11 protein-coding genes are annotated in these 13229 nt (G+C 71.5%); 7 read left to right on the top strand and 4 right to left on the bottom strand.

The genetic code is table 11. The annotated features are described in order from the left end of the window. The first annotated feature begins 78 nt into the window (after nucleotides 1–78). Nucleotides 79–786, top strand: a complete 708-nt coding sequence (locus ABZ910_RS15885; RefSeq protein ID WP_361364390.1) for a DUF5995 family protein — start codon at nucleotides 79–81, stop codon at nucleotides 784–786. A gap of 168 nt (nucleotides 787–954) precedes the next feature. Continuing rightward, nucleotides 955–2355, top strand: a complete 1401-nt coding sequence (locus ABZ910_RS15880; protein ID WP_361364387.1) for a cation:dicarboxylase symporter family transporter — start codon at nucleotides 955–957, stop codon at nucleotides 2353–2355. Nucleotides 2356–2456: 101 nt separating this feature from the next. On the opposite strand, the gene ABZ910_RS15875 is transcribed toward ABZ910_RS15880, so the two are convergent. After that, nucleotides 2457–3074: a TetR/AcrR family transcriptional regulator gene (locus ABZ910_RS15875; RefSeq protein WP_361364384.1), complete on the bottom strand. Its 618-nt coding sequence runs from the start codon at nucleotides 3072–3074 to the stop codon at nucleotides 2457–2459. 156 nt (nucleotides 3075–3230) lie between these two features. Here ABZ910_RS15875 and ABZ910_RS15870 point away from each other — a divergent pair, with 156 nt between their 5' ends. From ABZ910_RS15870 to ABZ910_RS15850, 5 genes are all read left to right on the top strand, one after another. Beyond that, nucleotides 3231–4916 carry an MFS transporter gene (locus ABZ910_RS15870; protein WP_361364381.1) on the top strand — a complete coding sequence of 562 codons (1686 nt, stop codon included), beginning with the start codon at nucleotides 3231–3233 and terminating at the stop codon, nucleotides 4914–4916. Between the two features lie 132 nt (nucleotides 4917–5048). Continuing rightward, nucleotides 5049–5813 (top strand): DUF2127 domain-containing protein, encoded by a 765-nt coding sequence (locus ABZ910_RS15865; RefSeq protein WP_361364379.1) that lies wholly within the window; start codon nucleotides 5049–5051, stop codon nucleotides 5811–5813. Nucleotides 5814–5868: 55 nt separating this feature from the next. Beyond that, nucleotides 5869–6297, top strand: coding sequence for a MerR family transcriptional regulator (locus ABZ910_RS15860; protein ID WP_361364377.1), 429 nt, complete (start codon nucleotides 5869–5871; stop codon nucleotides 6295–6297). Then, nucleotides 6294–6626, top strand: coding sequence for a thioredoxin domain-containing protein (locus ABZ910_RS15855; protein WP_361364374.1), 333 nt, complete (start codon nucleotides 6294–6296; stop codon nucleotides 6624–6626). Before ABZ910_RS15860 ends, ABZ910_RS15855 begins: the two co-directional genes overlap by 4 nt. 168 nt (nucleotides 6627–6794) lie before the next feature. Then, on the top strand, nucleotides 6795–9056 hold the full coding sequence (locus ABZ910_RS15850; RefSeq protein ID WP_361364371.1) for a UvrD-helicase domain-containing protein: 2262 nt from the start codon (nucleotides 6795–6797) through the stop codon (nucleotides 9054–9056). Here the strand turns inward: ABZ910_RS15850 and glgB are convergent. The 3 genes from glgB to ABZ910_RS15835 all read right to left on the bottom strand — a co-directional run. Beyond that, nucleotides 9031–11436 carry a 1,4-alpha-glucan branching enzyme gene (gene glgB / locus ABZ910_RS15845; RefSeq protein ID WP_361364368.1) on the bottom strand — a complete coding sequence of 802 codons (2406 nt, stop codon included), beginning with the start codon at nucleotides 11434–11436 and terminating at the stop codon, nucleotides 9031–9033. The genes ABZ910_RS15850 and glgB overlap by 26 nt on opposite strands. Before the next feature lie 23 nt (nucleotides 11437–11459). Next, complete coding sequence (locus ABZ910_RS15840) at nucleotides 11460–12869, bottom strand: maltokinase (protein ID WP_361364365.1); 1410 nt, start codon at nucleotides 12867–12869, stop codon at nucleotides 11460–11462. Between the two features lie 108 nt (nucleotides 12870–12977). Next, on the bottom strand, nucleotides 12978–13229 hold a 252-nt coding region (locus ABZ910_RS15835; RefSeq protein WP_361364362.1), incomplete at its 5' end, for an alpha-glucosidase C-terminal domain-containing protein.

Below are 13229 nucleotides of genomic sequence, written 5' to 3'. Positions count from 1 at the left end.
CGCGGCGCTCCTGACGTCCGGGGCGCCGGACCGGCAACCTGCAATCTCTCGCGGTCACCCCGACCCCCAAGGACTGAGATGACCACCCAGACTCTGCCCACGACCATCGACCAGGTCATCGACCGGATGCAGCGGATCGACGACCAGCTCGCCCCGCGCGACGGCGTGGCCTGCTTCAACCGCATGTACCTGAAGGTGACCCGTCTCGTGAAGCAGCACGTCGGCGCGGGCACGTTCCAGGACGACGCGTTCCTCGAGCGCCTGGACGTGATCTTCGCCAACCTCTACCTGAGCCAGGTCGACGCCGCCGCGGACGGCCGCCGGGTCGACCCTTCGTGGCAGCCGCTGTTCGATCTGCGCGACAACGACGTCATCTGGCCGATCCAGTTCGCGTTCGCCGGGATGAACGCGCACATCAACCACGACCTGCCCCTGGCGGTCGTACAGACCTGCACCGAGCGCGGCACCACTCCCGGCACCCCGCCGGTGCACCAGGACTACGAGAAGGTCAACGACCTGCTCGCCGAGGTGGAGGCCGAGGTCCGCGCCGAGTTCGAGACCCGGCTCTTCCATGTGGCGACCCAGCCGGCCGAGGCCCTCAAGCACGCGGTGGGCACCTTCAGCATCGACACGGCCCGCGAGACGGCCTGGACCATCGCCGAGAACCTGTGGCACGAGAGGGGGCTGCCCCTGATCTACAAGGGCCACGTCGAGACCCTCGCCCTCTTGGTCGGGACGGCGAGCCGCGCCCTCCTCGTGCCCGTCGTCCCCCCGCCCGCCGCGTAAGGCCGACGCTCGCCGCAGGGGCGGTCGGCCGGTGCGGTAAATGCCCGGTGAACTCAATGAACGGAAGGGTGACCGCCCCCACAGACCAGGAGATAGTCACGGCATTCCCCCACCTCCGGACGTGAGCCGCACGCCGGTGAGCCGACGAAGACGTCAAGGAGAACTGCCGTGGCCGCCGCCAGTACCCCCGATACGGCACCTGCCGCACCCCCCACGAAGCGGGACCGCACCCATTACCTGTACATCGCCGTGATCGTCGCGGTGGCGCTCGGCATCGCGGTGGGACTGATCTGGCCCGACGCGGGTGTCGCGCTGAAGCCGGTCGGCACGGGCTTCGTGAACCTCATCAAGATGATGATCTCGCCCATCATCTTCTGCACGATCGTGCTCGGGATCGGGTCCGTCCGGAAGGCCGCCAAGGTCGGTGCCGTCGGCGGTATCGCGCTCGGCTACTTCCTCGTGATGTCGCTCGTCGCGCTCGCCATCGGCCTCGTCGTCGGCAACGTCCTGCACCCCGGTGAGGGGCTGCACCTGACCGCCGCGCTCAAGCAGACCGGGCACGCCCAGGTGGCGCCGGACGCGCTGCCGCCGGTCGACTTCGTACTGTCGATCATCCCGGTGACCTTCGTCTCCGCCTTCACCGAGGGCCAGGTGCTGCAGACCCTGCTGGTCGCGCTGCTCGCCGGGTTCGCGCTGCAGGCGATGGGTCCCGTGGGTCAGCCGATCCTGCGCGGCGTCGAGCACATCCAGCGGCTCGTCTTCCGCATCCTCGCCATGGTGATGTGGGCCGCGCCGATCGGTGCCTTCGGTGCCATCGCGGCCGTGGTCGGATCCGCCGGTCTGGACGCGCTGAAGAGCCTGGCCGTGCTGATGCTCGGCTTCTACGTGACGTGCTTCCTGTTCGTCTTCGTCGTGCTCGGCGCGCTGCTGCGGATCGTCTCCGGGCTGAACATCCTCTCCCTGCTGAAGTACCTGGCCCGGGAGTTCCTGCTCATCCTGTCCACCTCCTCCTCCGAGTCCGCGCTGCCGCGGCTCATCGCGAAGATGGAGCACCTGGGCGTGAGCAAGCCGGTGGTCGGCATCACCGTCCCGACCGGCTACTCCTTCAACCTCGACGGCACCATGATCTACATGACCATGGCGTCCCTCTACATCGCCGACGCCCTGGGCACCCCGATGTCCATCGGCGAGCAGATCCCGCTGCTGCTGTTCCTGCTGCTCGCCTCGAAGGGCGCGGCGGGCGTCAGCGGCGCCGGTCTGGCCACGCTGGCCGGCGGTCTGCAGTCGCACAAGCCCGCGCTGGTCGACGGCGTCGGCCTGATCGTCGGCATCGACCGCTTCATGAGCGAGGCCCGTGCCCTGACGAACTTCGCGGGCAACTCCGTCGCCACCGTCCTGATCGGCACCTGGACCAAGGAGATCGACAAGGACCGCGTCCAGAAGGTGCTCGCCGGCGAGCTGCCCTTCGACGAGACGACGCTGCTGGACGACCACGACGACGCCCCGGCCGCCGGCCTGCCCGGGCAGCGCGGCGGCGGTGCGGGCGACAAGGAGCCGGCCCAGGCCTGACACCGGACCACCGCACCCGTACGCCGGACGCCCGGCCCCACCTGAACTGGGGCCGGGCGTCCGGCTTTCGCCGTCCCTGGGGCCTTCACCGCCCCGAGCGCTCAGTCGCTCAGCTTCGCCACCAGCTCGGTGGCCTGCGCGGCGGGCATGCCCGACGCGGTCAGCACGGTGATCGCGGCGGAGCGGCCCGCCTCCTGGGCTGCCAGCAGTCCGTCGTTCACCGCCTCCATCAGTGCGAACAGCATCTGCTCGTGCACGTACGCCAGCGCCGGCGCGGGCAGCACGGAGTGGAAGACGCCCTCGTCCAGGCCTTGCCGGAGCAGCTCGGCGCTCGACTCGCGGGCCGGCGCGAGGCGTTCGCGGATGCCCTGCACGGTGACGGTGCGCTGGGCCAGCGCGATCAGCAGCCGGTAGCGGTCGGCGATCTCCCAGACGGCGAGCACCGACCGGGCCACCGCCTCCGCCGGGTCCTCGGCCCCGCCGTGGCCCGCGTCCTTCGCGGTCATGAGGCACGCCACGGCCTCGTCGACGAGCGTGCTGATCAGCGCCTCGCGGCTGGGGAAGTGCCCGTACACCGTGCGCCGTACGACGCCCGCGGCGCGCGCGATCTGGTCCATGGAGGCGTCGGGGTCGCGCAGCAGCTCGGCGAGGGCGACGTCGAGGATGCGGCGCCGGTTCGCGTCGGCGCGACTGGTGTTACCCGTGGTCATGGCGATCATTGTGCCTTCACTCGACTTGCACATCAATGTGCAGCGGCGTACATTGCACAGCGTTGTGCAATTGCACTCCACTGTGCAAATCACCAATTCCATCGTGTGCACCTGCGTCGTGTGCATCTGTGTCGTGTGCACCTGTGAGGAAGGCGACTCCTGCCCATGCGACTCGTCGCGAACGAACCGGTCGAAAGGATGGACCGCCCCTACGCACGGCGCTGGTGGGCGCTCCTCGTGCTCTGCCTGAGCCTGCTGATCATCGTGATGGCCAACACGGCCCTCACCGTCGCGGCCCCCGACATGACCCGTGACCTCGGTCTGTCCAGCGCCGACCTGCAGTGGGTGATCGACGGCTACACCGTCCCGTACGCCGCCCTGATGCTGCTGCTCGGAGTGATCGGCGACAAGTACAGCCGCCGGGGCGCGCTCATCCTCGGGCTCGTCGTCTTCGGGGGCGGCGCCGTCTTCGGCTATCTCGCCGACAGCTCCACGACCGTCATCGCGGCCCGCGCCGTGATGGGCGTCGGCGCGGCGCTCATCATGCCTGCCACGCTCTCCCTGCTCGCCGCGACCTTCCCGCGCGAGGAGCGTGCGAAGGCCATCACGCTGTGGACCGCCACCGCCGGGCTCGCCATCGCGGCCGGACCGGTGGTCGCGGGCGCGCTGCTGCGCCGGCACGGCTGGGCGTCGACCTTCCTGATCAACGTGCCCATCGCCGCCGTCGCGATCGTCGCCGCCCTCGCCCTCGTCCCGCCGTCCAAGGCCCACAGGGGCGACGGGGGCCCGGCCCGGATCGACTACGTCGGCGGGCTGCTGTCGGTGCTCTGGACCGGCTCGCTGATCTACATGATCATCGAGGGGCCGCACTTCGGCTGGGGCGCCAAGGCCGTCACCGCCGCGGTCGTCGCAGGCGTGGGGCTGCTCGCCTTCGTCCTGTGGGAGCTGCGCCACCCGCGCCCGGTCCTCGACGTGCGCCGCTTCGCGAACCGCCGGTTCGCCGGCTCCAACATCGCCGTAGCCCTGTTCTTCCTCGCCGTCTTCGGCGCCTTCTACTACCTCACCCAGCACCTCCAGTTCGTCCTCGGCTACGACGCCCTGGAGACCGGCCTGCGCATGCTGCCCCTGGCCGGCGCCGTCCTGGTCGGCTCGGCCCTGACCGGGTATCTCACCCCGCGCGTCGGCATGAAGTGGACGGTCGGCGCGGGCATGGCCGGCGGCACGACCGCGCTCGCCCTGCTGACCCGGGTGGACGTCTCGTCGTCGTACGGCGATTTCGTCGCCCCGCTCATCGTGCTCGGTCTGTCCATCGGCCTCGCGCTCTCGCCCTGCACGGACGCGATCATGGGGGCGTTCCCGGAGTCCGAACTGGGCGTCGGCGGTGCGACCAACGACACGTCGCTGGAGCTCGGCGGCTCGCTCGGCATCGCGATCCTCGGCTCGCTCCTGTCGACGTCGTACGACCACCACCTCGGGGACGCCACGAAGGGGAGCAAGCTGCCCGCCCACACCCTGGCCACCGCGCAGGACTCGGTCGGCGCCGGGTACGCCGTCGCGCGGGGCATCGGGGACAAGGCCCGCGGGCTCGCGGCCCAGGCGGCGCGGGCGAGCGACCCGCACCAGGCCGCGCAGCTGAAGGGACAGGCTCAGGCCCTCACGGCCGGGGCCCGGCAGATGGCACACGCCGTCGGCTCCTCCTTCTCCGACGCGGTGGCCCACACCAGCCTGGTCGGCGCGGTGATCCTGGGCGTCGGCACGCTCCTGGTGACCGTCCTGCTGCCGCGCCGGGAGCATGACGCAGCAAAGGAGCAGGCCGAGGAGAAGGAGCTCGTGGACAGCGCGGCGGCCTGACTCCGGGCCGTGGCTCTGCGCCCATCCGCTAGCGTGCCGTGCCGTGCCGTGCCGTGCCGTGCCGTGCCGTGCCGGACCGTCCGGAACGGCACGCTCGTGGTAGCCGTCTTTGTGTGTGAGGAGGTACGGGGGATGAAGATCGACTGGGACCGGCGCACCTGCGCCCGCAAGGGCCATGTCACCTACGCGCCCGACGCCGCACGGCTCCGGATGCGGCTGCGCGCCGACACCGCGCTCGGGGAGGTCTGGCGGTGCCTGCGCTGCGGCGACTTCGTCCTCGGCGAGCCGCACGGCTCGGGACCGGCCGCCGACGCGCCCCTGGTGCCGCGCGGGAAGGTGCTGCGAGACCTGTTCGTCCTGCGGTTCCTGGCGATCGAGCGGGCCGTGCGCGGGGTGTTCATCGTGCTGGTCGCGGTGGCGGTGTGGAAGTTCAGCAACAGCCAGGACGCGGTACGGCGGCTCTTCGACCAGTACCTCGACGTCTTCCGGCCCGTCTTCCGGCACTTCCACTACGACCTCGACCACTCACCGGTCGTCGGTTCGGTCCAGAAGACGTTCGGCTACGGGCACTCCACGCTGATGCTGGTCGCCGCCCTCCTCCTGGCGTACGCGCTGACCGAACTCGTCGAGGCGGTCGGCCTCTGGTACGCCAAGCGCTGGGCGGAGTACCTGACCGTCGTCGCCACTGCGGCCTTCCTCCCGCTGGAGATCTACGAACTCACCGAGCACATCAGCTGGCTGAAGATCGCCACTCTCGTCCTCAACATCCTGGCCGTCCTCTACATCGCCCTCGCCAAGCGCCTGTTCGGCCTGCGCGGCGGCCGCGAGGCCTTCGACGAGGAGCGCCACAGCGCCTCCCTGATGGAGGTCGGTGAGGCGGCGGGCGTCCCCGCATAGGGCCCTGCCGCCGGGCCTTGCCTTCACGTCGGCGTCAACGCCTACCGTCGCACTCATGCGAATCGGCGAGCTGGCCGAGCGGGCCGGGACCACCACGCGCACGCTCAGGTACTACGAGTCACGGGGACTGCTGCCCGCGCGGCGTGACGAGCACGGGTACCGGGCGTACGACGAGCGGGACCTGAGGCTGCTCACACAGATCCGGACGCTGCGGGACTTCGGGTTCGAGCTGGAGGAGACCCGGCCCTTCGTCGAGTGTCTGCGGGCCGGGCACCCGGAGGGGGACGCGTGCCCCGCGTCGCTCGCGGTCTACCGGCGCAAGCTGGACGAGCTCGACGCGCTGATCGGCGAGCTCCAGGCGGTGCGGGCGCAGGTCGGCGCCCAGCTGGCGAGGGCCGAGCGGGCCAGGGACGAGCTGGCCGCCGAGGCGCATGCTCCGGGGAGTCCGGAGCCCCTGTGCGAACTGGGAGGGCAGGAGCAGTGATCAAGGCACCCGGAGTGACCGAGGTGACGGACGCGGACTTCGAGGCCGAGGTGCTCGGCGCGGACCTGCCGGTGCTGGTGGAGTTCACCGCCGACTGGTGCCCGCCGTGCCGGCAGATGGGACCGGTGCTCGGCGCGCTCGCCGGCGAGGAGGGGGAGCGGCTGAAGGTGGTCCAGCTGGACGTGGACACCAATCCGACGACCACGAACGCCTACAAGGTGCTGTCGATGCCGACGTTCATGGTGTTCCGGGGCGGTGAGCCCGTGAAGGCGATGGTGGGCGCCCGGCCCAAGCGACGGCTGCTGGAGGAGCTGTCCGACGTGCTGTAGAGCGACGCGAAAACCAAAGAAATCCCCCGAGCGATTGCGCTCGGGGGATTTCTTTGCGTATATTCGATGATTCGCGACTTCCATAAATTGGGTCGCAAAGAAGTTCAGTGAGCACAGTATATCCGGGCGGGAGTGGAATTGTCAAACAGCGAATTTCCAGACGATGAATTGCGCCACGAGCAGGAATTCATCGACGGACTGTACGCCCGCGTGGACACCCTGCGCGGCGAGACCGAGGCCGGCGTCGCGGACGCGCTGGCCCAGGGTGACAAGCCCATGCAGGCCCGGCTCGAGCGGGACATCGCCGTCGCCGAGCGCTCCGGGCTGCTCGCGGCGCTGAACGCCGTGGACGGCTCGCTGTGCTTCGGCCGCATCGACCTGACCTCCGGCGCCGGCCACCACATCGGCCGCATCGGTCTGCGCGCCGACGACACCGAGCGCACCCCGCTGCTCGTCGACTGGCGGGCCGACGTCGCCCGGCCCTTCTACCTGGCCACCGGGCACACCCCGATGGGGCTCAGGCGCCGGCGGCACATCGCCACCAGCGGCCGCACCGTCACGTCCTTGCACGACGAGATCCTCGACCTCGGCGACGCCACCCGCACCGGCCACGAGGACCCCACCGGCGACGCCGTGCTGCTCGCCGCGCTCAACTCCGCGCGCACCGGCCGCATGAGCGACATCGTGCAGACCATCCAGGCCGAGCAGGACGAGATCATCCGGGCCCCGCACCGCGGGGTGCTGGTCGTCGAGGGCGGCCCCGGCACCGGCAAGACGGCCGTCGCCCTGCACCGGGCCGCGTATCTGCTCTACGAGCACCGGGAACTGCTCGCCCGCCGCGCCGTCCTGATCGTCGGCCCCAACCCGGCGTTCCTCGGCTACATCGGCGAGGTGCTGCCCTCCCTCGGTGAGACGGGCGTGCTCCTCGCGACCGTCGGCGAGCTGTTCCCCGGGGTGAAGGCGACGGCCCAGGACACCCCCCGCGCGGCCGCCGTGAAGGGCCGCGACGACATGGCCGACGTGCTCGCCGCCGTCGTACGCGACCGGCAGGCGCTGCCCGAGCCGGTCATCGCGATCGAGCACGACCGTGAGGTCCTGATGCTCGACGACGGCCTGGTGAACGTCGCCCGCGAGCGCACCCGTGCGGCGAAGCTGCCGCACAACGTGGCCCGCGAGCACTTCGAGGGCCACATCCTCAACACCCTCACCGACATGGTCGCCGAGCGCATCGGCACGGACCCGTACGACGGTACGAACCTGCTCGACCCCAGCGACATCACCCAGATCCGCGACGAGCTCGCCGACAACCCCGAAGTCTGGTCCGCCATCGACCGGTTGTGGCCGGTGCTGACCCCGCAGCGGCTCGTCGCCGACTTCCTCGCCGAGCCCGAGGGGTACCTCGGCGACGAGGACGCGGCCGCGATCCGCCGCCCGGTCACCCGCAAGTGGACCGTGTCGGACGTACCGCTGCTCGACGAGGCGGCCGAACTGCTCGGCGTGGACGAGCGCACGGCCAGGGCGCGGGCCGAGCGGGAGCGCGAGACGCAGGTGGCGTACGCGCAGGGCGTCCTCGACGTGTCGTACGCCTCCCGGACCTACGAGTTCGAGGACAAGCACGACGAGGACAGTGAGGTCCTCTCCGCGCACGACATCATCGACGCCGAGCGCTTCGCCGAACGGCAGGAGGAAGAGGACGCACGCAGCGCCGCCGAGCGCGCGGCGGCCGACCGCACCTGGGCGTTCGGGCACATCATCGTCGACGAGGCGCAGGAGCTGTCGCCGATGGCGTGGCGGCTGCTCATGCGGCGCAGCCCCACCCGCTCCATGACCCTGGTCGGCGACCCGGCGCAGGCGGCCGAGGTGGGGGTGCCTCCCACGCGTTCGGCAGTGGGGGACGGTGTCGGCTCCTGGTCGCAGATCCTCGAGCCGTACGTCGAGGACCGCTGGGAGCACACCCGCCTCGGCGTCAACTACCGCACCCCGTCCGAGATCATGGACCTGGCCGCGGCCGTGGTCCAGGCCGGGAACCCGGACTTCCGCCCGCCGAGCTCGGTCCGCTCCACCGGCGTACGGCCCTGGGTGCGGCACGTGCCCGACGACCTGCCCGGCGCGGTGGAGAAGGCGGTCGCCGAGCTCACGCCGGCGGAAGGCCGCCTTGCGGTCATCGCCCCGCGCGAGCTGCACCGGGCGCTGGCCGCGCGGCTGGACGGCGTGACGGCCGGCGCCGAGCCGGACCTCTCCCGCACCGTCGTCCTGCTCGACCCGCGCCAGTCCAAGGGGCTGGAGTTCGACTCGGTCCTGGTCGTGGAGCCGGGCGCCTACGGCACCAGTGATCTGTACGTGGCCCTGACCCGGGCCACGCAGCGGCTCGGGGTGCTGCACCGGGGCGCGCTGCCCGAGGGGCTCAGTCGGGCCGCAGCCACACCGTAGCCAGCGGTGGCAGGGTCAGCCGGATGCTCGCCGCCCGGCCGTGCCAGGCGTGCGGCTCCGGTTTGACCGGGTGCGGCTGCGTGACGTCGCCGCCGCCGTAGCGTGCCGCGTCGGTGTTGAGGATCTCCAGCCAGGCGGGGACGTCGTCCGGCACGCCCAGGCGGTAGTCGTGGCGGACGACGGGGGAGAAGTGGGAGACGGCGAGCAGCGGGTTGCCGTGGGCGTCGAATCTCAGGAAGGCGAGCACGTCGTCGTCGGCCGCGTCCCCGACGACCCACTGGAAGCCGGACGGGTCGGTGTCGCGCTGCCACAGGGCCGGGGTGGCGCCGTACACCGTGTTGAGGTCGCGGACCAGGTCGCGTACGCCGCGGTGGTCCGCCGCCGCTCCGTAGGCGGGGTCGAGCAGCCACCAGTCGGGGCCGTGCGTCTCCGACCACTCGGCGCCCTGGGCGAACTCCTGACCCATGAACAGGAGTTGCTTGCCAGGGTGGGCCCACATGAAGCCCAGGTAGGCGCGGAGGTCTGCGCGCTGCTGCCACCAGTCGCCCGGCATCTTCGACACCAGGGAGTGCTTGCCGTGCACGACCTCGTCGTGGGAGATGGGCAGGACGTAGTTCTCGCTGTAGGCGTACACCATCGAGAACGTCATGTCGTGGTGGTGGTGCCTGCGGTGGACCGGCTCGTGCCGCATGTAGCGCAGCGAGTCGTTCATCCAGCCCATGTTCCACTTCAGCCCGAACCCGAGACCGCCGAAGCCGCTCGGCCCCTTGTGGTGCGTGGGGCGCGTGACCCCGTCCCAGGCCGTCGACTCCTCGGCGATCGTGACGACGCCCGGACAGCGCCGGTAGACGGTCGCGTTCATCTCCTGCAGGAACGCCACCGCGTCCAGGTTCTCCCGGCCGCCGTGCGCGTTCGGCGTCCACTGGCCCGCCTCGCGCGAGTAGTCCAGGTAGAGCATGGAGGCCACCGCGTCCACCCGCAGGCCGTCGATGTGGAACTCCTCGCACCAGTACACGGCGTTCGCCACCAGGAAGTTGCGCACCTCACGGCGGCCGAGGTCGAACTCGAGCGTGCCCCAGTCGGGATGGGCGGCACGCAGCGGGTCCTCGTGCTCGTACAGCGGCCGCCCGTCGAACTCCGCCAACGCCCACGCGTCACGCGGGAAGTGGGCCGGGACCCAGTCCATGATGACGCCGATGCCGGCCCGGTGCAGCGCGTCGATCAGGTACTTGAAGTCGTCGGGCGTGCCGAGGCGTGCCGTCGGCGCGTAGAAGCCGGTGACCTGATAGCCCCAGGAACCGCCGAAGGGGTGCTCGGCGACCGGCATCAACTCCACGTGGGTGAAGCCCAAGTCGCTGACGTACGCCGGGAGTTGCTCGGCCAGTTGGCGGTACGTCAGTCCGGGGCGCCAGGAGGGGAGGTGGACCTCGTACACGGAGAACGGCGCCTCGTGCACCGGGGTGTCCGCGCGGTGCGCCAGCCACTCCTGGTCGCCCCACTCGAAGTGTGAGGCCGTCACGACCGAGGACGTGGCCGGCGGGGTCTCGGTGCGGCGGGCCAGCGGGTCGGCGCGCAGGGTGCGGGAGCCGTCCGGGCGGGTGATCTCGAACTTGTACAGCTCGCCCTCGCCGAGGCCGGGCACGAACAGCTCCCAGACGCCGGAGGAGCCCAGCGAGCGCATCGGGTGACCGGTGCCGTCCCAGAAGTCGAAGCCGCCGGCCACCCGCACGCCGCGCGCGTTCGGCGCCCACACCGAGAAGCGGGTGCCGGTCACGCCCTGGTGCGTCATGGGGTGCGCGCCGAGCACCTCCCACAGCCGCTCGTGCCGGCCCTCACCGATCAGGTGCAGGTCGAACTCGCCGAGCGTGGGCAGGAAGCGGTACGCGTCCTCCGTCTCCTGGACCGTGCCCTCGTACGCCACCAGCAGCCGGTACTCCGGGACCTCGCGCAGCGGCAGCAGCCCGGAGAAGAAGCCGTCGCCGTCGTCGTGCAGCTCGGCCCGCAGCCCGCCCGAGACCACGGTGACGGAGCGGGCGTACGGGCGGAAGGCGCGGAAGGCGACCCCGCCGGCCACCGCGTGGGCGCCCAGGACGGAGTGCGGGTCGTGATGGATGCCGTTCAGCAGGCGCTCGCGGTCGGAGGCGGCGACGGCGGGGGACACCGGCGCCTGCCGCGCGGCCGTCTTCGGGCCGGCCTGCCGGGGGACTTTCGGCGCGGACTTCTGCGCGGGTTTCTGCGCGGCTTTCCGAGTGGCCTTCTGCGCGGCCTTCTTGCCGGCCGTGGCCTTCTTGGCGGTCTTCTCGGCGGCCGACTCCTCGGCCTTCTCGGCCTTCGTGGTCTTCGTGGCTTTCTTGGCGGGTGCTGGCTTCTTGGACGTCACGGACGCGTTCTCCCGGGAGAGGGTCAGCTGAGCTCGGACGTGGCGAGGCGGCGTACCGCGGACAGGGGGACAGGGAGCCAGTCGGGGCGGTGGCGGGCCTCGTAGGCGACTTCGTAGACCGCCTTGTCGGTCTCGTAGGCCCGCAGCAGCACCGGGTCGGTCCGCGGATCGTGGCCGGCGGCCTCGGCGTACCCGGTGCAGTACGCGGCCCGGCACGCGGCCGCCCAACCCGGCGCCGGCGGGGTCACCGAGCGCGCCGCGTAGTCGAAGGAGCGCAGCATCCCGGCGACGTCCCGCAACGGCGGCTGCGGCATGCGCCGTTCGGCCAGCGGGCGGGCCGGCTCGCCCTCGAAGTCGATCAGCGACCACTGTCCGGAGGGCGCGCGCAGACACTGGCCGAGGTGCAGGTCGCCGTGGACGCGCTGGGCGGTCCAGGTGTGGCCCTCGGCCGCGAGGTCGGCCAGCGCCTCGTAGGCGGAGCGCAGCCCGGCCTCGTACGGACGCAGCGCGGGCACCGCCTGCGCGACGGCCGCCAGCCGCTCGGCCATGCCGTCGACCTGTGGCCCCAGCTGGCTCTGGCCCAGGGTGACCGTGGGCAGCGCGTGGGCGAGTGCCGTGTGGACCTCGGCGGTGGCCCGGCCCAGCGCCCGTGCCTCGGCGCCGAAGTCCTCGCCCTTGGCCAGCTCCCGCAGCGCCAGCTCCCAGCCGTCCGAGGCGCCCCGCACGAAGGGCTGCAGCACGGCCAGGACGTACGCCTCGTGCGCCTGCTCCGCGTGGTCCTCTACGTATCCCCGCAGCCACGCCGTCGGCGCGGGCACCCGGGCGCAGCCCTCCCGGGCCAGGGCCAGCGGCAGCTCCAGGTCGGGATTGGTGCCCGGCACGACCCGGCGGAGCAGCTTGAGGATGAGCGTGTCGCCGTACACCACCGACGAGTTGGACTGCTCGGTGGTCATCAGGCGGGCCACGAGGCCGCCGCCGATCTCGCGGCCGGGGTCCCGTTCGAAGCGCAGACCGCCGATGCGGGCCTGGGAGCGCAGCGCCTCCAGGAGCACCTCGGCGGGCCGGGGGTCGTACAGGGCGTCGTACACCGTGCGTCCGGCGAGCGGGCCCTGCGTCACGTGTCCGATCAGCGCGGGTGCCAGCCGGGGCGGCAGGGCCTCGCGCACGCCTATGAGGAGTTGGTAGCAGTCGCCGGGGTGGGGCGGGGCGCCCAGCACGGACGGCTGATGGGCGCGAACCAGCAGATGCAGCAGGCCGACCCGGCTGCCCGTCGGCAGCAGTTCGGTGGTGGCGACCGGCGTGAACCCGGTGACCGGACGCCCCTTCCCCGCGAACCACCGCTGTCGCGGCAGCCACTCCCGCAACAGCGGATCCAGCGACGCGAGGAGGGTGCCGGGACTTGTCGTGCCGGAAGGGATGACCGTTTCCGCCATGGCGTCGTGTCCTTTCCCCGGGCAGATCGTCGGGGTGTCACTGATGGGTGCCCCGGGTGGGGCGGTGGAAACCGCCCCACCGTCGCGTTGCCGGGCACTTCGGTACGGCTACACGGGGTCCTTCCTGATCCGGAACCAGTAGAAGCCGTGGCCGCCCAGCGTCAGCAGGTACGGCAGCTCGCCGATCGCCGGGAAGCGCACCCCGCCGAACAGCTCGACGGGATGCCGCCCGGTGAAGGGCCGCAGGTCGAGTTCGGTCGGCTGGGCGAAGCGGGAGAAGTTGTGCACGCACAGCACGAGGTCGTCCTCGTACTCCCGCAGGAAGGCGATCACGGCCGGGTTGCTCGACTGGAGTTCGGT

Origin of the sequence: Streptomyces sp. NPDC046805, assembly GCF_040645355.1 — a bacterium.
Lineage (GTDB): Bacteria > Actinomycetota > Actinomycetes > Streptomycetales > Streptomycetaceae > Streptomyces.
This window is presented reverse-complemented; position numbering and strand designations above follow the sequence as displayed.

What these genes read in the sequence shown, in the direction of transcription:
- ABZ910_RS15885 (WP_361364390.1), top strand. Translation starts at nt 79, where the DNA reads ATGACCACCCAGACTCTGCCCACGACCATCGACCAGGTCATCGACCGG.
- ABZ910_RS15875 (WP_361364384.1), bottom strand. Translation starts at nt 3,074, where the DNA reads ATGATCGCCATGACCACGGGTAACACCAGTCGCGCCGACGCGAACCGG.
- ABZ910_RS15870 (WP_361364381.1), top strand. Translation starts at nt 3,231, where the DNA reads ATGCGACTCGTCGCGAACGAACCGGTCGAAAGGATGGACCGCCCCTAC.
- ABZ910_RS15865 (WP_361364379.1), top strand. Translation starts at nt 5,049, where the DNA reads ATGAAGATCGACTGGGACCGGCGCACCTGCGCCCGCAAGGGCCATGTC.
- ABZ910_RS15860 (WP_361364377.1), top strand. Translation starts at nt 5,869, where the DNA reads ATGCGAATCGGCGAGCTGGCCGAGCGGGCCGGGACCACCACGCGCACG.
- ABZ910_RS15840 (WP_361364365.1), bottom strand. Translation starts at nt 12,869, where the DNA reads ATGGCGGAAACGGTCATCCCTTCCGGCACGACAAGTCCCGGCACCCTC.